General features: G+C 66.9%; 27 protein-coding genes. 13 read left to right on the forward strand and 14 right to left on the reverse strand.

Annotated elements, in window-relative coordinates:
• Positions 1–2: 2 nt before the first annotated feature.
• The 14 genes from ACTG4X_RS26550 to fliE all read right to left on the reverse strand — a co-directional run bounded on the left by ACTG4X_RS26550 (position 3) and on the right by fliE (position 13,149).
• Positions 3–1,322: an EAL and HDOD domain-containing protein gene (locus ACTG4X_RS26550; protein ID WP_440532317.1), complete on the reverse strand. Its 1,320-nt coding sequence runs from the start codon at positions 1,320–1,322 to the stop codon at positions 3–5.
• A 29-nt stretch (positions 1,323–1,351) separates the two neighbouring features.
• On the reverse strand, positions 1,352–3,415 hold the full coding sequence (gene cheA / locus ACTG4X_RS26555) for a chemotaxis protein CheA (RefSeq protein WP_440532318.1): 2,064 nt from the start codon (positions 3,413–3,415) through the stop codon (positions 1,352–1,354).
• A gap of 25 nt (positions 3,416–3,440) precedes the next feature.
• The gene (gene motB / locus ACTG4X_RS26560; protein ID WP_093058569.1) at positions 3,441–4,319 is read right to left on the reverse strand and encodes a flagellar motor protein MotB; all 879 of its coding nucleotides are present in this window, start codon (positions 4,317–4,319) and stop codon (positions 3,441–3,443) included.
• Between the two features lie 13 nt (positions 4,320–4,332).
• On the reverse strand, positions 4,333–5,193 hold the full coding sequence (gene motA, locus ACTG4X_RS26565) for a flagellar motor stator protein MotA (RefSeq protein WP_093058568.1): 861 nt from the start codon (positions 5,191–5,193) through the stop codon (positions 4,333–4,335).
• 78 nt (positions 5,194–5,271) lie between these two features.
• Entirely contained in the window at positions 5,272–5,859 is a 588-nt protein-coding gene (gene flhC / locus ACTG4X_RS26570; RefSeq protein ID WP_093058567.1) for a flagellar transcriptional regulator FlhC, read from the reverse strand.
• Entirely contained in the window at positions 5,856–6,248 is a 393-nt protein-coding gene (flhD, locus tag ACTG4X_RS26575) for a flagellar transcriptional regulator FlhD (protein WP_371127410.1), read from the reverse strand. Before flhD ends, flhC begins: the two co-directional genes overlap by 4 nt.
• 304 nt (positions 6,249–6,552) lie before the next feature.
• A complete protein-coding gene (locus tag ACTG4X_RS26580) occupies positions 6,553–6,828 on the reverse strand; it encodes an EscU/YscU/HrcU family type III secretion system export apparatus switch protein (protein ID WP_093077277.1) in 276 nt (91 codons plus the stop codon).
• On the reverse strand, positions 6,825–8,120 hold the full coding sequence (gene fliK, locus ACTG4X_RS26585; RefSeq protein ID WP_440532319.1) for a flagellar hook-length control protein FliK: 1,296 nt from the start codon (positions 8,118–8,120) through the stop codon (positions 6,825–6,827). Before fliK ends, ACTG4X_RS26580 begins: the two co-directional genes overlap by 4 nt.
• A gap of 34 nt (positions 8,121–8,154) precedes the next feature.
• Positions 8,155–8,487 (reverse strand): flagellar protein FliT, encoded by a 333-nt coding sequence (locus ACTG4X_RS26590; RefSeq protein ID WP_440532320.1) that lies wholly within the window; start codon positions 8,485–8,487, stop codon positions 8,155–8,157.
• Between the two features lie 30 nt (positions 8,488–8,517).
• Positions 8,518–8,937: a flagellar export chaperone FliS gene (gene fliS, locus ACTG4X_RS26595; protein WP_093058563.1), complete on the reverse strand. Its 420-nt coding sequence runs from the start codon at positions 8,935–8,937 to the stop codon at positions 8,518–8,520.
• Positions 8,938–8,956: 19 nt separating this feature from the next.
• The gene (gene fliD, locus ACTG4X_RS26600) at positions 8,957–10,399 is read right to left on the reverse strand and encodes a flagellar filament capping protein FliD (protein ID WP_093058562.1); all 1,443 of its coding nucleotides are present in this window, start codon (positions 10,397–10,399) and stop codon (positions 8,957–8,959) included.
• Between the two features lie 55 nt (positions 10,400–10,454).
• Positions 10,455–10,817, reverse strand: coding sequence for a flagellar protein FlaG (locus ACTG4X_RS26605; protein WP_093058561.1), 363 nt, complete (start codon positions 10,815–10,817; stop codon positions 10,455–10,457).
• Positions 10,818–10,988: 171 nt separating this feature from the next.
• A complete protein-coding gene (locus ACTG4X_RS26610; protein ID WP_093058560.1) occupies positions 10,989–12,647 on the reverse strand; it encodes a FliC/FljB family flagellin in 1,659 nt (552 codons plus the stop codon).
• Positions 12,648–12,825: 178 nt separating this feature from the next.
• Entirely contained in the window at positions 12,826–13,149 is a 324-nt protein-coding gene (gene fliE, locus ACTG4X_RS26615) for a flagellar hook-basal body complex protein FliE (RefSeq protein WP_093077280.1), read from the reverse strand.
• 285 nt (positions 13,150–13,434) lie between these two features.
• Between fliE and fliF the strand changes: the two genes are divergently transcribed.
• From fliF to fliR, 13 genes are all read left to right on the forward strand, one after another.
• Positions 13,435–15,171 (forward strand): flagellar basal-body MS-ring/collar protein FliF, encoded by a 1,737-nt coding sequence (fliF, locus tag ACTG4X_RS26620; RefSeq protein ID WP_440532321.1) that lies wholly within the window; start codon positions 13,435–13,437, stop codon positions 15,169–15,171.
• Positions 15,164–16,162, forward strand: coding sequence for a flagellar motor switch protein FliG (gene fliG / locus ACTG4X_RS26625; protein WP_093058557.1), 999 nt, complete (start codon positions 15,164–15,166; stop codon positions 16,160–16,162). The genes fliF and fliG overlap by 8 nt, the downstream gene beginning before the upstream one ends.
• The gene (gene fliH / locus ACTG4X_RS26630; RefSeq protein WP_307617366.1) at positions 16,149–16,943 is read left to right on the forward strand and encodes a flagellar assembly protein FliH; all 795 of its coding nucleotides are present in this window, start codon (positions 16,149–16,151) and stop codon (positions 16,941–16,943) included. Before fliG ends, fliH begins: the two co-directional genes overlap by 14 nt.
• Positions 16,944–16,948: 5 nt before the next feature.
• The gene (gene fliI / locus ACTG4X_RS26635) at positions 16,949–18,412 is read left to right on the forward strand and encodes a flagellar protein export ATPase FliI (protein WP_440532322.1); all 1,464 of its coding nucleotides are present in this window, start codon (positions 16,949–16,951) and stop codon (positions 18,410–18,412) included.
• Positions 18,409–18,864, forward strand: coding sequence for a flagellar export protein FliJ (gene fliJ, locus ACTG4X_RS26640; protein WP_093058554.1), 456 nt, complete (start codon positions 18,409–18,411; stop codon positions 18,862–18,864). Before fliI ends, fliJ begins: the two co-directional genes overlap by 4 nt.
• A gap of 42 nt (positions 18,865–18,906) precedes the next feature.
• Entirely contained in the window at positions 18,907–20,331 is a 1,425-nt protein-coding gene (locus ACTG4X_RS26645) for a flagellar hook-length control protein FliK (protein WP_440532323.1), read from the forward strand.
• 151 nt (positions 20,332–20,482) lie between these two features.
• On the forward strand, positions 20,483–20,995 hold the full coding sequence (gene fliL / locus ACTG4X_RS26650; protein WP_093178178.1) for a flagellar basal body-associated protein FliL: 513 nt from the start codon (positions 20,483–20,485) through the stop codon (positions 20,993–20,995).
• A gap of 27 nt (positions 20,996–21,022) precedes the next feature.
• Complete coding sequence (gene fliM / locus ACTG4X_RS26655; RefSeq protein ID WP_440532324.1) at positions 21,023–22,024, forward strand: flagellar motor switch protein FliM; 1,002 nt, start codon at positions 21,023–21,025, stop codon at positions 22,022–22,024.
• Entirely contained in the window at positions 22,017–22,469 is a 453-nt protein-coding gene (gene fliN / locus ACTG4X_RS26660; protein ID WP_440532325.1) for a flagellar motor switch protein FliN, read from the forward strand. Before fliM ends, fliN begins: the two co-directional genes overlap by 8 nt.
• Entirely contained in the window at positions 22,466–22,882 is a 417-nt protein-coding gene (gene fliO, locus ACTG4X_RS26665; RefSeq protein WP_440532326.1) for a flagellar biosynthetic protein FliO, read from the forward strand. The genes fliN and fliO overlap by 4 nt, the downstream gene beginning before the upstream one ends.
• A complete protein-coding gene (gene fliP / locus ACTG4X_RS26670) occupies positions 22,879–23,640 on the forward strand; it encodes a flagellar type III secretion system pore protein FliP (protein ID WP_440532327.1) in 762 nt (253 codons plus the stop codon). The genes fliO and fliP overlap by 4 nt, the downstream gene beginning before the upstream one ends.
• Before the next feature lie 10 nt (positions 23,641–23,650).
• A complete protein-coding gene (gene fliQ / locus ACTG4X_RS26675) occupies positions 23,651–23,920 on the forward strand; it encodes a flagellar biosynthesis protein FliQ (RefSeq protein ID WP_440532328.1) in 270 nt (89 codons plus the stop codon).
• A 28-nt stretch (positions 23,921–23,948) separates the two neighbouring features.
• Positions 23,949–24,734 carry a flagellar biosynthetic protein FliR gene (gene fliR, locus ACTG4X_RS26680; protein ID WP_440534428.1) on the forward strand — a complete coding sequence of 262 codons (786 nt, stop codon included), beginning with the start codon at positions 23,949–23,951 and terminating at the stop codon, positions 24,732–24,734.
• Positions 24,735–24,817 lie beyond the last annotated feature (83 nt).

Consider the following 24,817-nt stretch of genomic DNA (forward strand, 5'->3'; position numbering starts at 1 on the left):
GTTCAGGGGCCGGCCGCGACCGGGCTCGCGTCCTGCGCCCACACCAGCGCAGACAGCTGTGCCGCATTGACCTGGTCCGCGCTCAGGAACAACGCTTCCGACAGGCGCGAAGCCTGTCCGTCGTCGAGCTCGCAGCTTTCGGCCAGCGCCACGAAGGGGCCGTACAGGCCGCCGCGCGAAAGAATGGCCTGCTGCACCGACTCGGTGAGCTGCACCTTGCGCAGCACGCCCTCCATCGACACGCCCAGCAACTGGTCGAGCAGAGAGAACATGCCGGCCACGAACAGGTTGTCGGCCTCGCTGGCCGGCAGCATGCCCTGCCCCATCAGTTCGACGAAGCGCCCGCGCAGGATCGCCTTCTTCATCATGAAGGGCGAGCCGCCCTTGTTGCTGGTGGCCAGCAGCAGCGACAGCCAGCGGTACAGCGGCGAGTAGCCGAGCATGGCCACCGCATGGCGCAGCGAATGGATTTCCACCGCCATGCCGACCGAGGGCGAGTTGATGTAGCGCAGCAGCCGGTAGGTGAGCGCAGCGTCGTGCTTGAGCGCGGCCTCGATGACGCGCACGTCTTCGTTGCGCTGGAGCATCTGCATCAGCTGCACGATCAGCAGCGACTCGGGCTGCAGCGCGTCTTCGGTCTCGCGCACCGGCGGGTTGCGGAACGCGCCTTCGATGAACACATTCACGCGGCGCCCGGCGCAGGCGTCGAATTCGTCCCAGTTTTCCACGCGCGAGGCGATCGGCTCGACCGGCGGGTGGCCCAGCTCCGCGTCCCGGCGCAGCCGAGCCACGGTGTCGGCGTCGCGCGCATCCACCTCGAAGTGAGTGACGATGGCGCGCAGCTCGAGGTCTTCGGGCAGCGCAGTGGCGCCGCACAGCATGAAGCCGAAACCCTGCTCGCGCAGGAACAGCAGGATGGAGCGCATGTCCGCGTCCAGCAGTTCGTCCACGCCCATGCACAGCACCATGTGCTGTGGCGGCAGCGATTGCAGCTCGCTCTGGAACAGCGCATCGACCGTCACGTCGACGAACACCAGCTGCGGCCCCAGCAGCCAGCCCGCGGGCGTGGGGTTGAGGTGCATGGCGAGCGTGTCCATCAGCGCCTTGACGCCGGCAGCGCCGGACACGCCGGAGCCCTCGCCGCCCGCCGCGCGCCAGGCCATGCGATAGCCCATGACGCGCCGCTGCGCGTCGAGCAGCATGGCGTAGGCCACGTGGCCGTCGGGCCCCGCGTCGGGCTGTGCCGACGCGTCGGTGCCGGCGCCAAGATCGGGGTTGGCCCCTGTGTCGCCGGAGGAACGCCGGAAGAAATCAAACCGCATTCAGCTGTCTCCGTGGGGTGTCAGAGCGATCAAAGCGCGATGGCGTCGGTGGCAATCCTCCGGGCGGCGCCCGCCAGCGCGGCCGTGCTCGCGGCCTGCGCGCGCTGGATGCGCGGCATGGCGCCCACGTCGATGATGAAAGCCACGCTGCCGTCGCCGAGGATGGTCGCGGCGGAAATGCCGGGCACCTTGCGGTAGTTGGTTTCCAGGTTCTTCACCACCACCTGGTGCTGTCCGAGCAGTTCGTCCACCAGCAGCGCGAAGCGGCTGTCGTCGGCCTGCACGATCACCAGGATGCCCTGCGTGGGATGCGTCTGCGCACCCGACACGTCGAACACGCGGTGCAGTTCGATCAACGGCAGGTATTCGCCGCGCACGCGGATCACGTGGCCGTCGGCGGTAATGGAATGCAGGTGCTCCGGCAGCGGCTGCAGCGACTCGATGACGTAGCTCAGCGGAAGGATGTAGGCCTCGCTGCCCACCTTGACCGACATGCCGTTGAGGATGGCCAGCGTGAGCGGCAGCACGATGCGGGTGGTGGTGCCCTGCCCGCCGCGCGAGTGGATCTCCACGTGGCCGCCCATCTCCTGGATGTTGCGCTTGACCACGTCCATGCCCACGCCACGGCCCGAGATGTCGGTAACCTGTTCGGCTGTGGAGAAGCCGGGCGCGAAGATGAGCTGCCACACCTCTTCGTCGGGCATCGACTCGCTGACCGGCATGCCCTGCTGCATGGCCTTGGCCAGGATGCGCTCTCGGTTGAGGCCGCCGCCGTCGTCGCTCACCTCGATCACGATGTTGCCGCCGTGGTGCTGCGCCGACAGCAGCAGCTGGCCGGTGGCGTCTTTGCCCTTGGCCAGGCGCACTTCCGGCGTTTCGATGCCGTGGTCGAGGCTGTTGCGCACCAGGTGCGTGAGCGGGTCGACGATGCGTTCGATGAGGCCCTTGTCGAGTTCGGTTTCCTTGCCGTAGGTGTCCAGGCGAACCTGCTTGCCGAGCTTGGCGCTGACGTCGCGGATCACGCGCGGGAAGCGGCTGAACACATAGTCCATCGGCATCATGCGGATGGACATGACCGATTCCTGCAGGTCGCGCGCATTGCGCTCCAGGTGGCCGAGGCCGCTCAGGAAGCGCTCGTAGGCCACCGGGTCGAGCATGGTCGCGGCCTGCGTGAGCATCGACTGCGTGATGACGAGCTCGCCCACGAGGTTGATGAGCTGGTCGACCTTCTCGACATCGACGCGGATGGAGCTCGATTCCTTGGCGGCGGGTGCGACGACCGATGCCGCTGCCTGCGGCTTCGATGCCTCGGCGACTACAGCAGGCTCGGGCACTGGCGCAGCCACGGGTGCCGGGGCTTCGGCCACGGCCGGAGCCTCTACGGCAGCAGCAGCGGCTTCATGCGTGATGTCGATCTGCGACTCGTCGATGACGAAGCAGCAGACCGCGACGATGTCGTCGGGCGCGCAGGTGGTTTCCAGCAGCACGGTCAGCTGGTCGTTGCTGCGCGTGCGCGACAACACCTTGCCGAGGTTGGCCAGCTCGCCCGCGAGCAGGTCGCATTCGCTGTCGGACAGGCGCGCGAAGCGGATGCGCAGCGCGCCGCTGCTCGATGCGGACGATGCGACCGGCGCTGCAGGCGCAGCCACTGGCGCTGAAGCGGGAGCAGGCGCCGGTGCGGACACCTGCGCCACCGCGCTGTCGTCGCCGCTTTCGAGCGCGAGTTGCTGAAGCACGCCACAGATGTGCGCGACCATGTCCGGGTCCGGCTCCTTGCCGGCCTGGTAGGCAGTGAGTTGTTCTTGCAAGGCGTCCTTCGTTTCCAGGAATGCATCGATCATTCGGCCGTTCAGGCGCAGCTGCCCGTGGCGGGCGCGGTCCAGAAGCGACTCGAGAACGTGCGTGGTGTTGGTCAGGGCGACGAAACCGAAAGTCGCGGCGCCGCCCTTGATCGAGTGCGCCGCGCGGAAGATGGCGTTGAGCTGTTCGCTGTCGGGTGCCTCGACGTCGAGCTCCAGCAGCAGCTGCTCCATCTCCGCGAGCAGTTCGACGGCTTCGACAAAAAAGGCCTGGGTGAATTGACTGAGGTCCATCTCTTGAGCTCTTGTTGTTTTGTTGTTACGACGCCTTCGCGGCCGCCTTGCCGATGCGCGTGCCGGCAGGCTCGCTGCTGTTCTCGCGCTCGATGCGCTCCTGCGTGCGATGGTTGAGCAGGATGATGCTGATGCGCCGGTTGATGGGGTTGCGCGGGTCGGCCTTGTCCAGGTGCATGCTGTCGGCCAGGCCGATCACGCGCAGCACCTTGTCCTCGGTCATGCCGCCGGCCACGAGCTCGCGCCGCGAGGCGTTGGCGCGGTCGGACGAGAGCTCCCAGTTGCCGTACGAACGGTCGTTGGTGTAGACGATGGCGTCGGTGTGGCCCGACAGCGTGATCTTGTTGGGCAGGCCGTTGAGCGCAGGTGCCAGCTCGCGCAGGATGGCGCGCATGTGCGGCACCACGCGGGCGCTGGCCAGCTCGAACATCGGGCGGTTCTCTGTGTCGACGATCTGCAGGCGCAGGCCCTCGGTGGTGATGTCGATCAGGATCTGCGAGCGGAACTGCTGGAACACCGGGCTCTTCTCGATCAGCTGGTCGAGCTTCTTTTTCATGTCGGCCAGGCGGGCGGCGTCGGCCTCGTCCTCGCTGGCCGTTTCGGTGAGCTTGACCTCGCCCTCGACGTGCATCGGATCGGCGCCGCCGCCGGGGATCATGCTGGTGCTGAGGCTGGACTTCTCGCCGCCGGCCAGCGCCACGCGCAGCGGCATGCGGAAGTGCTCGGCAATGCCTTCGCGCTGCTTCGGGCTCGAGATGGAGAGCAGCCACATCACGAGGAAGAAGGCCATCATGGCGGTCATGAAGTCGGCATAGGCGATCTTCCAGCCGCCGCCCGCATGGCCGCCGCCGCGCGCGCCCGCGTGCACGCGCTTGACGATGATCTGGGGCTTCGAGTCGCTCATGGCCGTGTGTGCGTCAGCGCGCCTTGACTTCGCGGACGTGGTTGTCCAGCTCGGTGAAAGACGGGCGCTCGGTAGAGAACAGCACCTTGCGGCCGAACTCCACCGCAAGCTGCGGCGCGTAGCCGTTGAGGTTGGCCAGCAGCGTGACCTTGGCGCACTGGTAGATCTTCATGCCCTCTTCCACCTTCTGCTCGATCAGCGAAGCCAGCGGCGACACGAAGCCGTAGGCCAGCAGCACGCCGAGGAAGGTGCCCACCATCGCGTGGGCAATGAGCGCGCCCATCTCCGAAGGCGGCAGGTTGGCCGATCCGAGCGCGTGCACAACGCCCATCACGGCCGCGACGATGCCCAGCGCGGGCAGTGCGTCGCCCACGCGCGAGAGGCTGTGGCCGGGCACCGCGGCTTCGTGGCGGATGGTTTCGATCTCGTGGTCCATCAGCGCCTCGATCTCGTGCGCGTCGGTGTTGCCGCTGATGACCAGGCGCAGGTAGTCGCACAGGAAGACGGTGATGCCCTCGTGCGCCATGATGCTCGGGTAGCGCATGAAGATCTCGCTCTGGGTCGGGTCTTCGACGTCGGACTCCAACTTCATCATCCCTTCCTTGCGGGCCTTGGCGAGCAGCTCGTACAGCAGTGCCATCAGGTCCATGTAGAGCTGGCGGTTGTGCTTGGAGGTGCGCAGCAGCAGCGGCAGCTCCTTGATGGTGGCCTTGATGGTCTTGCCGTTGTTGCCGGCAATGAATGCGCCCAGCGCGGAGCCGCCGATCATGAGCAACTCCACCGGCTGGAACAGGACGCCGAAGTGCCCGCCCATGAGGCCGTAGCCACCGAACACGGCACCTATCACCACGAGATATCCAGCCAGAACCAGCACGCGCTTCCCCTATCGCCCTGCGGCGTCGAATCAACAAACCCCAGGCCTCCGGACACCGGAGGCGGGGGCACTTTTTTCCTAGACGGCGCCGCCGATGTCGAGCACCGGCGCCACGGCGACGAGCCCACCCCGGCGCACCTCGGACAGCTTGGGCTTGCGCGCCTTGCCTGCGCGCGAAGGCGGACGGCACAGCACGCACACGTAGCCGTTCTTGTTGTCATGTGCATGGGCCACGAAGTGGCCGCCGCAGCGACTGCAGGTGCTCAGCTGCAGCATGTCGCTGTCGAAGAAGCGCACCATGGTCTCGGCGCGGGTGAAGTCGAGCACCACCTCGCCGCCTTGCGACTCGACCTGCTCGGTGTAGAGGCGATAGGCCTTGATGAGCGCGGGCAATTCGTTCTCGTCGGCTTCGTCGAGCATGAAGCGGTAGATGTTGTAGAACATCGACGAGTGGATGTTGGCCAGCCACGTCATGTACCAGTCGGTAGAGAACGGCAGCAGCCCCTTGGGCGGAGAAACGCCCTTGAGTTCCTTGTAGAGGCGTATCAGGCGCTCCCGGCTCAGCTTGACTGCCGCCTCCAGGAACTGCAGCCGGGCGCCGAGACCGATCAGCTCGATCGCGAGCTGGACCTGCCGGACCTCGCCCAGAACGCTCTTGCTGCTCACGCCGCGCTCGCTCCGCGCATCGGCGCCTGGGCTTGAGCCTGGGCCTGTCGCGCAGCCATCAGGATCGACATATGCGCCTGCTGCAGCGCCGGTTCCTTGCCCTCGCCGACCACCGCGAACATCGGTCGGTCGTCCAGGCGGAAGCTGCACAGCAGGAAGTTGGAAGCAGCCAGCTTCACGATCTGGCTGAGCGACATGTTCGCCAGCAGATCGGCAAGCTCGCGCCCCACTCCCAGGCGGAACATGGCCTCGGCCCGATCCTGCTTGACCAGCTTCTGCGCCAGCAGCATATAGGCCAGATTTATCTCGCCGATTTCTCTCGAAATCACGCCGTTTGCGGTGATGTTGCAATTTTCCACGTCTGATCCCATTTCCGATTCAAAGCTCACTTCGTGCTCCTATCAATCGTGTATACATTATATACACAAAGTTTTACATGTTGAAGTGTTTTGTATGACAGGAGGCCAAAAAAGGTAGGAGTCGTCTGACAGAAACGCCACTTGTCCCCATGGAGAGTGAGGGTCATAAGCGTTACACAATCACGTAACAAGTTGTTCCAATCGCGAGTTTTTGGGCAGGAATTTATTCATCAGAGGCATCGAATTAATAAATACTATGGCCTTGTTTTGATTCACTGATAAATCTCTTGCATGAATATCCGTATTCATGATTTGCCATTGATTCGTTGTTCAATTAGTCGCCTGCGCGACCTTCGAGGCCGTAGATCCACGCCATGACCTCGGCCACCGCGAGGTACAGCTGCGGCGGTATCTGCTGATCGAGGTCGACCTGCATCAGCAACTTCACGAGGTCGGCCGACGAGTGCACGTAAAGCCCGTTCTCGCGCGCCTCGCGCATGATCGATTCGGCCACCACGCCATAGCCCTTGGCCACGACAACCGGGGCCCGTGTCTTGTCCGCATACGAAAGCGCGACGGCGCTGTTGCGGTTGTCGAGCACTTCATTCATGCCGCCGCCTTCGCCATGACCTGCACCTGCTGCAGCCGCAGGCCCGCCGCGTCGAAGCGCTTCGCGAGCCGGCCCGTGTCGCCGCGCAGGCGTGCCATGGTGGCGGTCTCGCGCGCAAAGAGATGCGCCTGCACGGCGGGGCCTTCGAGGCTCAGGCGCAGATCGACTTCGCCGAGCCGCGGCAGCGCCAGCGACACCGTGGTCGACCAGCGGCGCGTGCCCTCCTCTTCCGCCGCGGCGCCATCTCGCTGCTGCGCCTGCTCTTCCTCGATGGACCAGCTCATCGGCACATCGGGCCAGGCCTGGCCGCTCCAGCGGAAGACTGCGCTGGCCAGCAGGTCGAGTTGCTGGTGCACGATCGTGACGGCTTGCGGATGAATCACTTCGGCGCCGCGCGATGCCGATACGGCAGCAGCGCCGTCGGCCTGGCGTGCGGAATCGCCGGCACGATGCGCGGGCATCGAATCGAGCATGCCGCCGACCTGCGCGCTCTCGGGCTGGCGATAGGCCGCCTGCACGCGCGCGGCATCGTTCGATACGGCTTGCCCGGAAACCTGGGCGGGGTCTTGTGCGGAACGTGCGGCTTCCTGTGGCTGCGCATCGGTAGCGGGCGCCTGCGGCACGGGCGCATTCTCAACAGTGCGGAATGCATCGCCCTGTGGTACCGATACCACCATGGCTTGCACCAAGAGCGCCGGCGACACGCCGGACACCCCCACGGAGGTCGCGGAGGCCGGCGCCTGCGCAACAGCAGCCACGGCTGCAGCCGATGCCGCCACATCGGGCCTCGCAGCCACCGGCGCCGACCAGCGCGCCTGGGGCTCCTGCGCCATCTGCGCGAGCGTGCGGCTGCCGGCCGCGAACTCCGCCAGGTGCGATTCATAGAAGAGGCCGCTGTCCGACACCGTCTGCGCCAGCGCGCCGGCCAACGCCGCAGCGCTCGCAGGCTGCCCGCGCGACGACAGCAGCGGCGCCGCGCCGCGCACCGGCCCAGGCTGCGCCTGCAGGTCGGCCAGCACCGCGCCGATGACGCGCGCCGCCACCGACAGTCGCATGGCCACCGACGGCGTAGCACCCGCGCCCGCATGCGCCGTGCCGCCGGCCATCGCGCCCGGAAGTTGCCGGTCGAGCGCGGCATTGGAAGGCAGCCGCACGTCGTTGTCGACCTTGCCGACAGGCACGGCCGGCCCCGGCGCGCCGATGACGGCCTCGGCCTTGATGCCCAGCACGTCGAGCCGCGGCGCCAGCCTTGCGGCCAGCAGCGCATCGAGTAATCCGGCGAGTGCAGTCATGGTGCGGCTTCTTCGGCGTTTCTTCGGGCCGCGCTCAGTGCGGCGGCCCGTAGGCTCTGCCGAGGTTCTTCTGCTGGGTGAGATACCCCATGCGGCCGATCAGGTCCTCGATCTGCGGCTTGATGAGGCCCGACACCTCGGCCTGATCCGAACGGATGCGTTCGAGCAAATCGAGCACGTACTCGACCTGCATCGAATCCAGCGTCTCGAACGGTTCGATGGCGCGCAATCGCTCGACCATGGCCGCGCAACGCTCTTCGAGCGCGGGGAGCCGGCCCCATTCCTTGGCGCGTGCCAACACCAGCATCGATGCAATGCTGGTTGCCAGCTCCTCGTAGCAATGAACGACCTCACTCCGGAATGCCATGTTGTCCTGTCTCATTTTTGCGGTTGCATTTCAGCTGCGAGCCCGGTCGTCGATCTCCCGCCAGGCGGAAGCGACGTTCTCGAGCAGCCGGTCAGCCTCGTCCAGGGCCTGCACGTCGTTGTGCAGGTTGGCGCGGAACAGCCGCTGCACGATGTAGTCGTACAGCGCCGACAGGTTGCGCACGAGTTCGGCACCGGCATCGCCGGCGGCCTGGGCGTCGAGCGCGGCCTTCAGGCCGTTGTCGACGATGCCGATGGCCTTGGAGATCGCGTTGCCCTTGGCTTCGATATCGCCGGCCGCCATGTGGTGGCGGGCCATGCCGATGGCGGTCTTCGCGCCATCGAAGAGCATCACGATGAGCTGGTGCGGCGACGCGCTCATCGCGCTCGTTTCCACACCGACGCGCGCATAAGCGCCGGCGCCGGTGCGCATGTTGTGGGAGGTGTACATCGGCTGGTGCCCCGCTTGCTTACTTGCTGCTGTTCGACATCGCTTCGAACTGCTGCGTGAGATAGGACTTCGTGTTGTTCATGCTGTTGATCAGCACGTCGAGCTGGTTGAACTGCTTGCGGTAGCGGTCGACCGTGGCGTCCACGCGCAGCTGCATCGCGTCGTACTGGTCGTCGAGCTGCTTGATGGTGGAGGTCACGCCGTCGCTGGCCACCTTCAGGGCGCCGGTGTTGAGGTCGGTCACCAGCGCATCGATCTGCTTGCCGTAGCCGGCCGTGCTGCCGGTGGCGCTCGAGAAGAGGTTCGCCACACCCTTCAGGTTGTTGGCCAGGGCCTTGTCGAGCTTGTCGGAATCCACGGCCAGGGTGCCGTCCTTCTGGAAGGCCACGCCGATCTCGGTGAGCACCTTCATGTCGTTGGTGCCGCCGGCCTGCGGCGTGGTGAGCGCCTGGCGGATGCGCGTCTGCAGGTTGCGCAGCGTGCTGTCGCCCACCAGCGCGGCGGCGGTGTTGGTGTCGGCGTCGTACGTGGTCAGCGACGCGGCGGTGCTCTGGAGGCTGTTGTAGGCCTTCACGAAATCGTTGATCGCCGTCTTCACGCCGGCCGTGTTTTCCTTCATCGACAGGCCGGTCTTGCCGGTGTTCACCAGCGTCAGCGTGGCGCCCTGGATGGCTTCCTTCACGGTGTTGCTCGCGCTGGTGACGTCGATGCCGTTGACGTTCAGCTTGGCGTTCTGCGCCGCTGCCGTCTGCTTCAGGTTCTGCGTGCCGGCCGGGTCGTTGTTCAGCAGGTTCTGCAGCGTCGCATCGCCGTCGACAGAGATGCGCATGCTCGATTTCTCACCGGTCTGCGTGGAGGTCAGCACCAGCCGGTTGGGCGAGCCGCTGCCGTCGTTCACGATGGTGGCCGTCACGCCGGCATTGGCGCCGTTGATCGCGTTGCGGATGCCTTCCAGCGTGTTGTTGGTCGGGTCGATGGTGATCGACTTCGCGGTCTGGCTCGCATCCGCGGTGAAAGTGGCGCCGGTGTACTGGCCGGTCGTGGCGTTGAGCGTGCCGCCCGTGATGGCGCCGAAGTCGATGGTGATCTTGCCGTTGCCGATCGCGGTCTTGGTGTCGACCTGGCCCGCGGTGATGACGGTCTGCGCCTGCGCGAGCTGCGACACGTCGATGGTGTAGTTGCCGGCGGCGCTCACGTCCGTGGCGGATGCCGACAGGATGCCGCTGACGGTCGGCGTGCCGGTCACGCTCTGGAACAGCGTCGGGTCGCCCAGTTTCTTGGCAGCCGTCTGCAGCGTGCTGAGCGCGCTCTGGATCGTGCCGTAGGCGGACAGCTTGCTCGTGTAGCTCTTGGCCTTCGCCTGCAGTGCCACCAGGGGCTGGCTCTCGGCGGTCTGGAGTTGCGTGAGCAAGCTGGCAAGGTCGAGATTGGCGCCGACGCCGAGGCTGCTGATGGTTGCCATGTGAAAGCTTTCCTGAATTGGGTGTTCTGCTACGAATGAAGAATCTGGTGCGGTCTCAGGCCGCGTGGTCCACCAGCAAGCCGTTGCCGTCGCTCATCAGCTTCGCGATGCGCACGACGTCTTCATTGGGAATCTGGCGGATGACCTCGCCGCTGGCGCGGTCCACCACCTTGACGATGACTTTGTCTGTGTCCTTGTCGACCTCGAACTGCAGGCCGACCTCGCGCAGCGCGAAGGCTTCGTTCACCTGGTGCACCGCCTGCTCGACCTGCACCGGCGTGGCGTCGTCCTTCGCGTCGGCCGCAGCGTCGCCCTTCGCACCGGCCACCAGGCCCCGCACGGCCGCGGCGCCGCCGACGAGCAGCTGCGTCCACTGGTTCTCCATCACGGGGGTAGCCGGCACGGGGTTCAACATCATTTCCACCTTGTCTTGCTGGTTCGCTGTCCTCTGGGGCCTCACCCTTGGGGCATGGCCGCAGAGGGCAGCGCAAGTGGTCCCGGTTTGCTCCGGGGACCTGCGCCAGCCGGACTCCACCCTTGCGGGAGGGGCCCGGCATTCCTTTGCGTCTGACTAACTAGACCTTGTCGATCAACGCAGGAGCGACAGCACGCCTTGCGTGGTCTGGTTGGCTTGCGACAGCACCGAGGTACCTGCCTGTTGCAGGATCTGGGCGCGCGTCATGTTCGACACTTCAACGGCGTAGTCAGCGTCTTCGATGCGCGAACGCGACGAGGACAGGTTCGTCACCGTGGTGCCGAGGTTGGCGATCACCGAGTCGAAACGGTTTTGCACCGCACCCAGCGAGCTGCGCAGCTTGTCGACCTTCGACAGGGCGGCGTCCAGTGCCTTCAGCGGGTCGACCGTCGACTTGGCATCGCTCACGGCGTTGGTCGTCACCTTGCCGGGCTTGGTGGAATCGGCATACACGGTGCTGCCTTGCGAATCGGTCGCCACGCCGTTGGCGTTCAGGTTGATCGATTCGGCGGCGGTCGTCGTCAGGCCGCTCACGCCCATGTAGGCACCGGTCACGGCACCGCCGGCTGCTGCCACTGCGTAGGCAGCGGTAGCGCCAGCGCCGTCGATGTCGATGGAACCTGCGCCAGCGTTGATCTTGGCTGCGACCTGGTCGGCCGTGGCGCGCTCGCCGGCAACCGCGAAGGTGCTGGCGCCGGCAGCTGCCGTCACCACCGTGTACGAAGCGCCGGTTGCGCCGATGGTGATCGAGTCGCCGGTGGCGGACATGCCGGTGGCTTGCTCGAGCACTGCCGACAGCGTGGCGGCGGAAGTCGCGCCAGCGCCCGTCTTGGTCAGGTTCTTCGACGCGTCGAGGTACAGGGCCGAGCCGTCGGCAGCGTCGGTCATTGCACCGTTGCTGTCGATCTTGACGTCCATCGAACGGTTGCCGAGCTTGACCGTGGCGGTCACGCTGGTGCCGGCCGGCGGGGTCAGCGAAGCGAGCGTGTTGGCCTGGCTGCGGGTAGCTTCCGTGGCGGTGTAGCTCTTGGTCGCTGCGCTGTAGGTGTAGGTTGCGCCGCCGGTCATGGTGACCGTGCCGCCGTCCTGCATCTTGGCCAGCACGTCGTTGGCCGTGGCGCCGTTGGCGGCCGTGGTCAGCGTGCGGCTGTAAGCCGTGATGCCGTTCGTGGTGGCACCCGCGGTGAAGCCGGCGACCAGCAGGTCGGAAGCCGTGGCGGTCTTGTTCTTCGAACCGGTGTTGTTGACGTTGAAGCCGTCCAGACCGAGGGTCTTGGCGCTGATTTCTTGCAGGTCGATGTCGATGGTTTCGCCATCGTTCGCGCCGACTTGAACGGTCAGCTTGCCGGCGTCAGCCGACAGGACCTTCACGCCGTTGAACTGGGTCTGTTCCGACACGCGGTTGATTTCGTCCAGGCGCTGGCCGATTTCCGACTGGATCGAGTCCAGGTCGCTTGCCGAGTTCGTGCCCGTGGCGGCTTGCACCGACAGTTCGCGGATGCGTTGCAGGTTGTTGTTGACTTCGGTCAGCGCGCCTTCGGTCGTCTGGGCGATCGAGATGCCGTCGTTGGCGTTGCGCGTTGCTTGCGTCAGGCCCTTGATGTTGGCCGTGAAGCGGTTGGCAATGGCTTGGCCGGCAGCGTCATCCTTGGCGCTGTTGATGCGCATGCCCGAAGACAGGCGCTCGATGGCGCTGTTCAACGCCGACTGCGACTTGTTGAGATTGTTCTGCGTGATGAGAGAGAGGCTGTTCGTGTTGATGACTTGCGCCATGTTCGACTCCTGATTGATGAAAAAAGGTTGTGGACTCCGGCCTTCGGCCGTAACGCTGGACCCGCTTCCACTGTGAGACTCAAGCCATCGTTGACTTGGTTATCGGCGGGGTCTCACGAACCTTTAGGGCAACGTACAAAAAAGTTGCACAGGCTGCCCATGCCACCAACCCGCACCCTCAGGCCTGCAGGTTCATCACTTCCTGATAGGCAGTCACCAGGCGGTTGCGCACCTGCAGCCCGGTCTGGAAGGCGACGTTGGCCTTCTGCAGGTCGACCATCACGTCATTGAGCGCGACACCGGGCTTGCCCAGTTCGAACGACTCGGCCTGCGCATAGGCCTGTTGCTGCGCGCCGCTGATGTTGGAAAGCGAGCGCTGGAGCTCGGCTGCGAAACCGCCGGCTTCGACCGGCGTACCGGCAGCGGCCGCCGGCGCAATGCCCGTGTGCAGCGCGGTGGCGCGCATCTGCTGCAGTACGGATTCGATGGCACTGATCGACATGGGAGATCCCTCTTCCTTTGTTTGAACACTTCTGCGTGACTTGACATGGAGGGGCAAAAGCCCTCCTGCCTGCTTGCAGCGTATCAAGGGAAGACCCCGATTCAAGCGCGCAACTGAGGGCAAAAACCCCGGCTGTTCGGGCATTCGAATTCCGGGTGACTGTTGACAATCGTCGGCGAAACGAACAGGCCGCGGACGACATCACGGGCCATCCGGAATGAAATCTCTACACCGAATCTCCACTCCCACCATGGCAACGGCAACCGCCACGACGAAGGTGCACCCATGAGCACGGCGGCGCCCGCGGGTGCTTTGCCTGCGGCCGGCAACGGCCAGCCTGCGCTACTGGACCGCATGCGCGCGCAGCCCCGGCTGCCGCTGATCATCGGAGGCGCGGCCCTGGTGGCCGCCGCGGCCGCGTTCATGCTCTGGAGCCGCGGGCCCGACTACAAGGTGCTCTACACCAACGTGTCGGACCGCGACGGCGGCGCGATCATCGCGTCGCTGCAGCAGATGAACGTGCCCTACAAGTTCGCCGACGGCGGCGGCGCGATCCTGATCGCGGGCGACAAGGTGGCCGAGACGCGCCTGAAGCTCGCGGCGCAGGGCCTGCCCAAGGCCGGCGGCGTCGGCTTCGAACTGATGGACAACCAGAAGTTCGGCACCAGCCAGTTCGCCGAGCAGGTCAACTACCAGCGCGGGCTCGAAGGCGAGCTGGCGCGCTCCATCGAATCCATCGGCGCCATCGAGTCGGCCCGCGTGCACCTGGCACTGCCCAAGCCCTCGCTCTTCGTGCGCGACCAGAAGAAGCCATCGGCCTCGGTGGTGCTCGCGCTCGCACGCGGGCGCAGCATCGACGAAGGCCAGGTCAGCGCCATCGTGCACATGGTGTCCAGCAGCGTGCCCGACCTCGACGCCAAGAGCGTGACCGTGGTCGACCAGCGCGGCAACCTGCTGTCCTCGGCGCGCGGCGGCGACCGCGGGCTGGACGTGAGCCAGCTCAAGTACGCGCAGGAGATCGAGCAGGGCTACATCCGCCGCATCGAAGCGATCCTGCAGCCCATCGTGGGCGCGAACAATGTGCGCGCGCAGGTGGCGGCCGACATCGACTTCTCGGTGGTCGAGCACACCGACGAGAAATACAAGCCCAACCAGGACCCGACGCAGGTCGCCATCCGCAGCCAGCAGAGCAGCGAATCGGCGCAGCACGGCGGCGGCCAACCCGGCGGCGTGCCGGGCGCGCTGTCGAACCAGCCGCCGGTGAACCCGGCCGCGCCCATCACCGGCCCGCGTGCACCGAACGCACCGGGCACTCCACCCGCGCCAGGAACACCTGGCGCTCCGGGTGCACCGGGCGTAGCAGGCTCCACGGCCAGCACCGCCCCCACCGGCCCGAGCAGCACGCGCAAGGACACCACCACCAACTACGAGCTCGACCGCACCATCCGCCACGTGCAGCAGGCCGCCGGTGGCGTGAAGCGCCTGTCGGTCGCCGTGGTGGTGAACAACCGCGATGCGGTGGACGCGAGCGGCAAGAGCAGCAACCGTGCGCTGACTCCGGCCGAGCTGGAGCAAATCCGCAACCTCGCGAAGGAAGCCATGGGCTTCAGCCAGGATCGCGGCGACTCGCTCAACGTGGTGAACAGCGCCTTCGCCCGCGACGCCGACAGCGCCCCCGCGCCCGAGGTGCCGTTCTGGCGCGACCGCGAGAACATCGAGCTCGGCAAGATGCTGGGCCAGTACCTGCTGTACGGGCTGCTCGCGCTCTTCGCCTGGTTCGCCGTGCTGCGTCCGCTGATGCGCCGGCACCTGGCTCCCCCGCCTGCACCCGCAGCGTCCACCGGCCCCGCCTTCGCGCATGCCGCGGAGCCAGACCCGAACGCGCCCTCCCCCGACGAAAGCCTGCGCGAGCGCGAGGCCAACCGCCGCAAGGCCGACATGGAATACGCCCACCAGGCCGCCGACAAGGATCCGAAGCTGGTGGCCACCCTGATCCAGCACTGGATGCACAACGATGAATAGCGAAATGGGAACCCGCAAGAGCGCCATTCTTCTGATGGCGCTGGGCGAAGACCGCGCCGCCGCCGCGCTGCACCAGCTGCCCACCTCCGAGGTGCAGGCGCTGGGCCTTGCGATGTCGAAGCTCAGCTCCGTCTCCAAGGACGAGCTGGCCGCCGTGCTCTCCGAATTCCGCCACGAGACCGAACAGCTGTCGGCCCTGCACCTGGGCTCGACCAGCTACATCCGCGCCGTGCTGAAGAAGGCGCTGGGCGACGACCGCGCCAGCAACCTGCTCGAGGACATCCTGCAGCCCGACGAGCCGCACGGCGGCATCGAGCGGCTCAATGAGCTCGAGGCTGGCGAAGTGGCCGAACTCATCCGCGACGAGCATCCGCAGATCCTTGCAACGCTGCTCGTGCACCTGGACCGCATGAAGGCATCGGAAGTGCTGGAGAAGCTGCCGGCGCGGCTGCGCCACGACGTGATCATGCGCGTGGCCACCTTCGGCGGCGTGCAGCCATCGGCACTGAACGAGCTGACCGACGTGCTCACCGAGATGCTCGCGGGTCAGGGCGTGCGCCGCAGCCGCCTGGGCGGCGTGCGCACCGCGGCCGAGATCGTCAACCTGATGAGCACCGGTGTGGAAGAAGAAGCCATCGCCCATGTGCGCGAACAGGACGAGGCGCTGGCCCAGCGCATCGTCGACGAGATGTTCGTGTTCGAGAACCTGCTGGGCCTGGAAGACCGCAGCATCCAGCGCCTGCTCAAGGACATCGAGTCCGACTCGCTCATCATCGCGCTCAAGGGCGCGCCGATGGAGCTGCGCGACAAGTTCCTCAACAACATGTCGCAGCGCGCCGCCGAGACGCTGCGCGAAGACATGGAGCTGCGCGGCCCCGTGCGCGTGTCGCAGGTCGAGACCGAGCAGAAGGCCATCCTGCAAGTCGCCCGCCGTCTGGCGGAGGCTGGCGAAATCGTGATCGCGGCGCCTGGCACCGATGACTTCGTCTGACACCAACGGCGCCTTCGGCGAGTCGCGCGAACGGCTTGCCGCCATCCACGCCGCCGCGCGCCATGCGGCGGCCGGACCGAAGCCTGCGCCCTCGCCCACTCCCACGCTTTCGGCCTGGGAGCGCTGGGAGATGGGCACCATCGACGGCAAGGCGCCCGCCAGCCGCAAGGGCGCGGAGCGCAACGGCCCGCCGCCTGCACCGCCCGCCCCCAGGGTCGACCTTGCCGACATCGCGCGCATCCGCAGGGAAGCCCGCATCGACGGCGAGGCCGAGGGCCGCGCCGCCGGGCTTGCCGAAGGCCGCAAGGTCGGGCACACCGAAGGGCTGGCCACCGGCCTCGCGGCCGCCAGCGTGCATGCCGAACGCCTGCGCGCGCTGGCCCAGTCGCTGCCCGATGCCTTGCGCCGCGCAGAAGAAGAACTCTCCCACACCGTGCTTGCGCTCGCGCTCGACGTGGCCCGCCAGGTGGTGCATCGCACGCTGAAGGCCGAGCCCGAATGGGTGCTGCCCGTGGTGCGCGACCTGCTCAACACCGAGCCCGCGCTGCGCGGTGAGCCGCGCCTGCTGCTGAACCCCGACGACGTGGCACTGGTGAAGAACAGCCTCGGCAATGAGATCGAAGCCGCCGGCTGGCAGGTGCGCGCCGACGACACCATCGCGCGCGGCGGCTGCCGCGTGCAGTCCGCCACCGGCGAACTCGACGGCACGCTCGGCACGCGCTGGAAGCGCGTGACCGCCTCGCTGCACGGCGATGCCGACGGGCAGGCCGACTCGCTCTGACGCCCATGCAGACCACCGCCGCCCCCAACGCCCATCTGCAATCGGTGCGCGCTGCGCTGGAGAAAGCGCGCGCCAACGTCGCGCATTGCGAGACCACCATCGCCTCGGGCCGCCTCACACGCGCCGTCGGTCTGGTGCTCGAAGCCGTGGGCCTGCAACTGCCCGTGGGCAGCGACTGCCTGATCGAACTGCCGCCCGGCCATCCGCAGCGCCACGCCGAAGCCGAGGTCGTTGGCTTCGCCGGCGACCGCCTGTTCCTGATGTCGCAGACCGAAGTGGCGGGCCTCGTGCCCGGAGCGCGCGTGTTCGCGCGGCCCGGCTCGCCGGAGCCCGATGCAGCCGGCATGATCGGCAACGCACACACCAAGCGCCTGCCCGTGGGCGAAGGCATGCTCGGCCGCGTGGTCGATGCGGCCGGCCGGCCGCTCGACGGGCTCGGTCCGCTCGACATCGCGCGCAAGGTGCCGCTGAGCACCCCGCCCGTCAACCCGCTGTCGCGTGCGCCCATCGATTCGGTGCTCGACGTGGGCGTGCGGGCCATCAACGCGATGCTCACCGTCGGCCGCGGCCAGCGCATGGGCCTGTTCGCCGGCTCCGGCGTGGGCAAGAGCGTGCTGCTGGGCATGATGGCGCGCTACACCAGCGCCGAGGTCATCGTCGTCGGCCTGATCGGCGAACGCGGTCGCGAGGTGAAAGACTTCATCGAGAACACGCTGGGCGAGGAAGGCCTGGCCCGCGCGGTGGTGGTGGCCGCGCCCGCCGACAACTCGCCGCTGCTGCGCCTGCAGGGCGCGGCGTATGCAACTTGCCTGGCCGAATACTTCCGCGACCGCGGCAAGGACGTGCTGCTCATCATGGACTCGCTCACCCGCTACGCAATGGCGCAGCGCGAGATTGCGCTGGCCGTGGGCGAGCCGCCTGCCACCAAGGGCTATCCGCCTTCGGTGTTCGCCAAGCTGCCGGCGCTGGTGGAGCGCGCGGGCAACGGCGCGCGCGATGCGCAGGGGCGCGGCGGCTCGATCACCGCCTTCTACACGGTGCTGTCCGAGGGCGACGACCAGCAGGATCCGATTGCCGACTCGGCGCGCGCGATTCTCGACGGTCACGTGGTGCTCTCGCGCACGCTGGCCGAGGCCGGGCACTACCCCGCCATCGACATCGAGGCCTCCATCAGCCGCGCCATGACCGCGCTGATTCCGTCTTCGCAGTACGACTCGGTGCGCCGCTTCAAGCAGATGCTCTCGCGCTACCAGCGCAACCGCGACCTGATCAGCGTGGGCGCCTATGCGCCCGGCCACGACCTGCAGCTCGACCAGGCGATTGCGATGTATCCGCGCATCGAAGGCTTCCTGCAGCAGTCGATGGACGAACGCGCGGGCTACGCCGAGTCGATCGCGCACCTCGAAGGCCTGTTCGCGACCGAGCAGCGCGCATCCACGACAACAACACCGCAGAGATTCACGAAATGACACGCAAGCTCCCTCTCGGCATGCTGATCGACCTGGCGCACACGCAGACCGACGACGCCGCGCGGCGCCTGGGTGCGCTGCAGAACGCGCACCTCAACGCCAGCCAGAAGCTCGAACTGCTGCTGCAGTACCGGCAGGACTATCACGACCAGCTCGACGCGTTGATGCGCGACGGCCTGCCTTCTTCGCAGTGGCGCAACTACCGCAACTTCCTGGGCACACTGGACGGCGCCATCGAGCAGCAGCGCGCCATCGCGGCGCAGACCGAGACCCGGCTCGACACCGGCCGCACCGACTGGCAGCAGCAAAAGCGCCGCCTGAGCTCCTTCGACACGCTGGCCGAGCGCGTGCGCATGCAGGAAATGATGGCCGAGGCCAAGCGCGAGCAGCGCGACAGCGACGAGCGCGCGGCGCGCAAGTTCTTCGACCGCGCCTCGCACCCGACTCTTTGAGTCCACTGATTGAATCTCCACGCAGGAACCGACATGACTCCCATGATCACGCCCCCCGTCATGACGAACGCCACCAGCCAGCCAGCCGCGCAGACCGGCGTGCGCAACCGCGGCGCGGACGAAGACCAGGGCCGCAGCTTTGGCGCGGCGCTGGAGCGTTCGCGCGCGAACAACGGCAGCCACGGCGACGCGGCGCCGAAAGACGGCGCACAGGATGTCGCCGCCATCGACCGCAAGCCCGTGCGCAAGCCCGGCGCGGATGAAGACACGAAGAAAGAAGACGCGCTGCCCGCCGATCCGAACCTCGCCTTTCTCGGGACGGCGCACACGCCGCTGCATGCGCTGACGCTCGCGGGGCGCTCTGCTCAACAGCAGCAAGGTGAAGGCGCGGCTGACGCCACCGCCGCAACGGCGCCCGCCGGTGCGGCGGCAGACATTCCGCTGGACCCGGCCCTGCAGGCCGCTGCCGCGAAGACGCTTGGCGCCGATGCAGCCGTCGCCGATGCATCGGCCGCACCCGAAGCCGCTGTGGTCTCGAAAGATGCCGCTACGAAACCCGCGACGGCCGCACTGCCCGCCACCCAGGCTGCGCAACTCCAGGTCGACACCGCGCCAGCCGCCTCGCTGCACGAACTCGCCCGCGCCGCCATCGCGGCACAGACCATGTCCGTCGGCATCGCGAAGCCCGCATCCGCTCCCGCCGGTTCGCCGGTCGGCACCGCTGCGACCGGCCGCGGCGCCGCATCGCGCGCCCCCGTGAGCGCCACCACCGCCGAGCAACTGGCCAGCGCCGCGCATCAACCCGAAGCGGCCGACGATGCACAAGCCAAGGCCGCGCCCATTGCAGCAGTGGCAGCCGCGACCGCCAGCGACACAGACGCCCAGCCACCCGTGGCACCCATCGCGCTCCAGCAGCCCGCCGCTGTAGCAACCGCTTCATCAGGCAGCGCGAACGACACGGCCGCCACACGCGCCCCCGTGCACACCATCGCCCCCGAAGTCGGCAGCGACAAATGGGCGCCGGCCCTCGGCCAGCAGCTGGCGCGCATGAGCACCAGCGGCAATCACACGGCCGAACTCAACCTGAACCCAGCCGGTCTCGGCCCACTCAAGGTGACGCTGTCGATGGGCGACAACCAGGCGCAGGCCATGTTCGTGTCGGCCCACGAGAGCGTGCGCAAGGCCATCGAGGCCGCGCTGCCGCAGCTGCGCACTTCGCTGTCGGAGCAGGGCATCACGCTGGGCCAGACCTCGGTCGGCGCGGAAACCCGCCAGCCCTTCGGCAACGACGCCGCCTTCGCACAGCAGCAAAGCCAGCAACAGCAGCAGAACGCCGCGCGGCAGCAGGCGGCCTCCCCTTACCCCGGCACAGGCCGCACCACGGCAAGCGCCCCGGCAATTGCGCCCCTCGCCGCCGTGCGCGCGGGTGCATCCAACAACGCAGCCGGGGTGGACACCTTCGCCTGAGCCCTGGCAACACATTCGCCCCCCGCCCGCGACGGCGCCCTGTGCGGCGCCCCGCAATGAACGGATATGAAACGCCTTTGTGCGCTTGTTCGGCCGTTCGTTCGCGAGGGACTTCGCAAAGAATAGATCGGACAAGAAAAACCGCTTAACCATGGCTACCTCATCACCCGCCGCAACTGTCGCACCGGCCATCTCCGCAACGCTGGCCCCACGCCGCTCCTCGAAGCTGCTGATCGGAATCGTGATCGCCGTCGGCCTGATCGCTGCCGGCGGCGCGGCCGCGTATGTCTTCCTGCCCCGCTTCATGGGCGCCGCCTCCACCGAAACGGCCAAGGCGCCGACGCCCGAGAAGCCCATCTTTCTGACGCTAGAGCCGCTGACCGTCAACCTGCAGTCGGAAGGCCGCGGCCGCTTCCTGCAGATCGGCATGGCGCTGCGCGTGCGCGACGAGCAGACCAAGGCGCAGCTCGTCGAGTTCATGCCCGAGGTGCGCAGCCGCCTGCTGCTCCTGCTGTCGAACCGCGCGCCCGAATCGGTGGTGGCGCCAGAAGACAAGGCCAAGCTGGCCGAGGAGATCCGCAAGGCGCTGAGCACCCCGCTGGCCCCGGACACGCCCGAACTGGGCATCTCCAGCGTCTCCTTCAACACGTTCGTCGTGCAGTGACCACCTCTTCCTTCGGACAAGCGATCCATGGCGTATGAACAGGTGCTCTCCCAGGACGAGGTCGATGCGCTTCTGCAAGGCGTCACCGGCGGAGACCTCGACCAGGCGGCCTCCCCCGCACCGCCGAAGGACGGCCTGCCGGCCTACGACCTCGGTGCGCCCGACCGCGTGGTGCGCAACCGCATGCACACGCTGGAGGTCATCAACGACCGCTTTGCGCGCGGCCTGCGCGGCGCGCTGCTGAACTTCATGCGCCGCAGCCCCGACATCTCGGTGGGGCCGGTGCAGATCCAGCAGTACGGCGAGTTCGTGCGGCACCTGCCGGTGCCCGCGAACATCAACATGATCCACATGAAGCCGCTGCGCGGCACCGCCCTCTTCGTGTTCGACCCGAAGCTGGTGTTTCTCGTGGTGGACAACCTGTTCGGCAGCGACGGCCGCTACCACGTGCGCGTGGAAGGCCGCGACTTCACGCGCACCGAGCAGCGCATCATCAAGCGCCTGCTCGACCTGTCGCTGCAGTGCTATGGCGACGCATGGCAGCCGGTGTTTCCGCTGGACTTCGACTACGTGCGCGCCGAGATGCACGGCAAGCTCGCCAACATCGTCGCGCCCAACGAGGTGGTGATCAACACCACGCTGCAGATCGAGTTCGGCCCCGTCGGCGGCTTCCTGCACGTGTGCATTCCCTACTCGATGATCGAGCCGATCCGCGACCTGCTGTCCAACCCGATCCAGGACGAGGTCGAGGTCGACAAGCGCTGGGTCAAGCAGATGTCGCGCCAGATGCAGGCCGTCGACGTCGAGCTGGTGGCCGACTTCGTGACCATGCCATCGACGCTGGGCGAAGTGATGAAGCTGCAGATCGGCGACGTCATTCCCATCGAGCTGCCCGAGACGGTCGTCGCCAAGGTCGGCGGCGTGCCGGTGATGGAGTGCGGCTACGGCACCTCCAACGAGCGCTATGCGCTGCGCGTGCAACACATGATCTCCCACCAAGACAGCGATTTGAAGAACGACCATGACTGACAACACCTCTTCCGGCAGCAGCGACGCGGACGACTGGGCCAGCGCCCTGGCCGAGCAGACGGCCGCCTCGGCCCCTGCCGCATCCGAACCCGCCCCCGCACCCACATTCGCGCCAGCCACCGCGCAGGTCTTCCAGCAGATCCAGGACGCGCCGCCCCCCGCGCACTCGTCCACCACGCCGGTAGATATCGCTCGCGTGCTCGACGTGCCGGTGCAGCTCACCGCCGAAATCGGCCGCACGCGCATCACCATCAAGAACCTGCTGCAGCTGTCGCAGGGCTCGGTGGTGGAGCTCGACGGCCTGGCCGGCCAACCGCTGGACGTGCTGATCAACGGCTACCTCATTGCGCAAGGCGAAGTGGTTGTGGTGAACGAGAAGTACGGCATTCGCCTGACCGACATCGTCACGCCCTCCGAGCGCATGCAGAAGCTCGCGCGCGCATGAGCCTTCCCACCGTGCCCACGCCCGTTCACGACGTGGCTCCGGCCGCCGTCGGCGCATCGGGCCTGCTGCAGGCCGGCTTCGGCATGGCGGCGGTGGTCGGCCTGATCTTCTTGTGCGCCTGGCTGGCGCGGCGCTTCGGCCTCCAGCGCCTGGGCAGCGGCCAACTGGTGAAGGTGGTGTCGAGCGCCGCGGTCGGCCAGCGCGAGCGCGTGGTCGTGGTGGAAGTGGGCGACACCTGGCTGGTGCTGGGCGTCACGCCGAGCCAGGTCAACACACTGCACACGCTGCCGGCACAGGCCCATGCGGCTGCTTCAGCCTCCGCGTTGCCATCGGTCGCACCCACACCTGTCGAACTCTTTGCCCGCAAGCTGCGTGAAGCCCTCTCGGGCAAGCCGCATCGTCCTGCCCCATGAAGAACCCCGCATTGCGCCGCGGCATGCGCGCCGCGCTGGTGTTGCTCGCCGCCACGCTGCTGCCCGCCGTTGCATGGACGCAGGGCCTGCCCGGCATCACCAGCACGCCCGGCCCCGGCGGCAGCCAGACCTGGTCGCTGAGCGTGCAGACCATGGTGCTGCTGACCTCGCTCACCTTCCTGCCCGCGCTGCTGCTGTCGATGACCAGCTTCACGCGCATCCTCATCGTGCTGGGCCTGCTGCGTACCGCCATCGGCACGCAGACCTCGCCGCCCAATCAGATATTGGTGGGGCTGTCGCTCTTCCTCACCTTCTTCGTGATGTCGCCGGTGCTCGACAAGGCCTACAGCGAGGCCTACAAGCCTTTCTCCGAGAACAAGATCAGCGCCGACACCGCGCTGGAGCGCGGCATTGCGCCCTTCAAGACCTTCATGCTCAAGCAGACCCGCGAGAACGACCTGGCCCTGTTCGCCCGGCTCGCCAAGGTGCCCGAGATGCAGGGCCCCGAAGACGTGCCGCTGCGCATACTGCTGCCCTCCTTCGTCATCAGCGAGCTGAAGACCGCGTTCCAGATCGGCTTCACCATCTTCATACCGTTTCTCATCATCGACCTCGTGGTGGCCAGCGTGCTGATGTCCATGGGCATGATGATGGTGCCGCCCGCTTCCATCGCGCTGCCCTTCAAGCTGATGCTCTTCGTTCTGGCCGACGGCTGGCAACTGCTCATCGGCGCGCTCGCGCAAAGCTTCTACCTCTAGGTACGCAGAGATGAACCCCGAATCCGTCATGACCATGGGCTACAGGGCCATGGAAATCTCGCTGCTCATCGGCGCGCCGCTGCTGCTGGTGGCACTGATCATCGGCCTGATAGTGAGCATCTTCCAGGCGGCCACGCAGATCAACGAAGCCACGCTGTCCTTCATTCCCAAGCTGCTGGCCGTGTTCGCCACGCTGGTGATCGCAGGTCCATGGATGCTCGACCGCATGCTCGACTACATCCGCGCGCTGTTCGCCAGCATTCCGCAAATGCTGGCGTGACGTGATTTGAGGTGACGTGACCCCGTCGATCATCTCGGTCACCTCGGCCCAGCTCGAGGGCTGGATGGTGGCTTTCCTCTGGCCCTTTGTGCGCATGCTCGCACTGGTGAGCACCGCGCCGATCTTCGGCGAAGCGTGGGTGCCGCGGCCCGTGAAGGTGGCCATTGCCGCCATGCTGGCCTTCGTCATCTCGCCCACCATCGGGACGTTGCCCACGGTGCCGGTGGTGTCCGCCGGCGGCGTGTGGATCATCGTGCAGCAGGTGCTGATCGGCGTGGCCATGGGCTTCACCGTGCGGCTCGTGTTCACCGCCGTGCTGGCCGCGGGCGAATACATCGGCCTGCAGATGGGCTTGTCGTTCGCATCGTTCTTCGACCCGATGAGCCACGGCAGCACCATGGTGGTGTCGCGCCTGCTGAACATGCTGGCGATGCTGATCTTCCTGGCGCTCGACGGGCATCTGCTGATGGTGAATGCGCTGGCGGAGAGCTTTCAAACACTGCCGATTGCCGATGCGCCGCTTGCGTCTGGTGGGTGGATGTTCCTGGTGCTGGCCGGGGGCAACATCTTTGCCAGCGGGCTGATGCTGGCGCTGCCGCTGATTACCGCGCTGCTTACGCTGAACCTGGCCATGGGCATCCTGAATCGGGCATCGCCGCAGTTCAGCATCTTCGCAGTGGGCTTTCCGCTGACGCTGCTGGCGGGGATTTTCATGATGCAGTTGTTGATGCCGAATCTGGGGGCGTTTCTGGAGCCTCGGTTTGGGGAGGCTGTGGGGAACATGTTGCGGGTTACGCAGGGGCTGCGGCCCTGATTCGAAGGTGATGCAAAGGACCCGGATCGCATGAAGATCCAAACTGGTGCATCAAACTGATTAATCAGATGGCATCAGATCTG

It is taken from the genome of Variovorax sp. YR566 (genome assembly GCF_051992195.1).
Taxonomy (GTDB): domain Bacteria; phylum Pseudomonadota; class Gammaproteobacteria; order Burkholderiales; family Burkholderiaceae_C; genus Variovorax.

Coding starts and splice junctions, on each gene's coding strand:
- ACTG4X_RS26550 (WP_440532317.1), bottom strand. CDS start 1,322: ATGCGGTTTGATTTCTTCCGGCGTTCCTCCGGCGACACAGGGGCCAAC.
- cheA (WP_440532318.1), bottom strand. CDS start 3,415: ATGGACCTCAGTCAATTCACCCAGGCCTTTTTTGTCGAAGCCGTCGAA.
- motB (WP_093058569.1), bottom strand. CDS start 4,319: ATGAGCGACTCGAAGCCCCAGATCATCGTCAAGCGCGTGCACGCGGGC.
- ACTG4X_RS26580 (WP_093077277.1), bottom strand. CDS start 6,828: ATGAATGAAGTGCTCGACAACCGCAACAGCGCCGTCGCGCTTTCGTAT.
- fliK (WP_440532319.1), bottom strand. CDS start 8,120: ATGACTGCACTCGCCGGATTACTCGATGCGCTGCTGGCCGCAAGGCTG.
- ACTG4X_RS26590 (WP_440532320.1), bottom strand. CDS start 8,487: ATGGCATTCCGGAGTGAGGTCGTTCATTGCTACGAGGAGCTGGCAACC.
- fliS (WP_093058563.1), bottom strand. CDS start 8,937: ATGTACACCTCCCACAACATGCGCACCGGCGCCGGCGCTTATGCGCGC.
- fliD (WP_093058562.1), bottom strand. CDS start 10,399: ATGGCAACCATCAGCAGCCTCGGCGTCGGCGCCAATCTCGACCTTGCC.
- ACTG4X_RS26605 (WP_093058561.1), bottom strand. CDS start 10,817: ATGATGTTGAACCCCGTGCCGGCTACCCCCGTGATGGAGAACCAGTGG.
- ACTG4X_RS26610 (WP_093058560.1), bottom strand. CDS start 12,647: ATGGCGCAAGTCATCAACACGAACAGCCTCTCTCTCATCACGCAGAAC.
- fliE (WP_093077280.1), bottom strand. CDS start 13,149: ATGTCGATCAGTGCCATCGAATCCGTACTGCAGCAGATGCGCGCCACC.
- fliF (WP_440532321.1), top strand. CDS start 13,435: ATGAGCACGGCGGCGCCCGCGGGTGCTTTGCCTGCGGCCGGCAACGGC.
- fliG (WP_093058557.1), top strand. CDS start 15,164: ATGAATAGCGAAATGGGAACCCGCAAGAGCGCCATTCTTCTGATGGCG.
- fliH (WP_307617366.1), top strand. CDS start 16,149: ATGACTTCGTCTGACACCAACGGCGCCTTCGGCGAGTCGCGCGAACGG.
- fliI (WP_440532322.1), top strand. CDS start 16,949: ATGCAGACCACCGCCGCCCCCAACGCCCATCTGCAATCGGTGCGCGCT.
- fliJ (WP_093058554.1), top strand. CDS start 18,409: ATGACACGCAAGCTCCCTCTCGGCATGCTGATCGACCTGGCGCACACG.
- ACTG4X_RS26645 (WP_440532323.1), top strand. CDS start 18,907: ATGATCACGCCCCCCGTCATGACGAACGCCACCAGCCAGCCAGCCGCG.
- fliL (WP_093178178.1), top strand. CDS start 20,483: ATGGCTACCTCATCACCCGCCGCAACTGTCGCACCGGCCATCTCCGCA.
- fliM (WP_440532324.1), top strand. CDS start 21,023: ATGGCGTATGAACAGGTGCTCTCCCAGGACGAGGTCGATGCGCTTCTG.
- fliN (WP_440532325.1), top strand. CDS start 22,017: ATGACTGACAACACCTCTTCCGGCAGCAGCGACGCGGACGACTGGGCC.
- fliO (WP_440532326.1), top strand. CDS start 22,466: ATGAGCCTTCCCACCGTGCCCACGCCCGTTCACGACGTGGCTCCGGCC.
- fliP (WP_440532327.1), top strand. CDS start 22,879: ATGAAGAACCCCGCATTGCGCCGCGGCATGCGCGCCGCGCTGGTGTTG.
- fliQ (WP_440532328.1), top strand. CDS start 23,651: ATGAACCCCGAATCCGTCATGACCATGGGCTACAGGGCCATGGAAATC.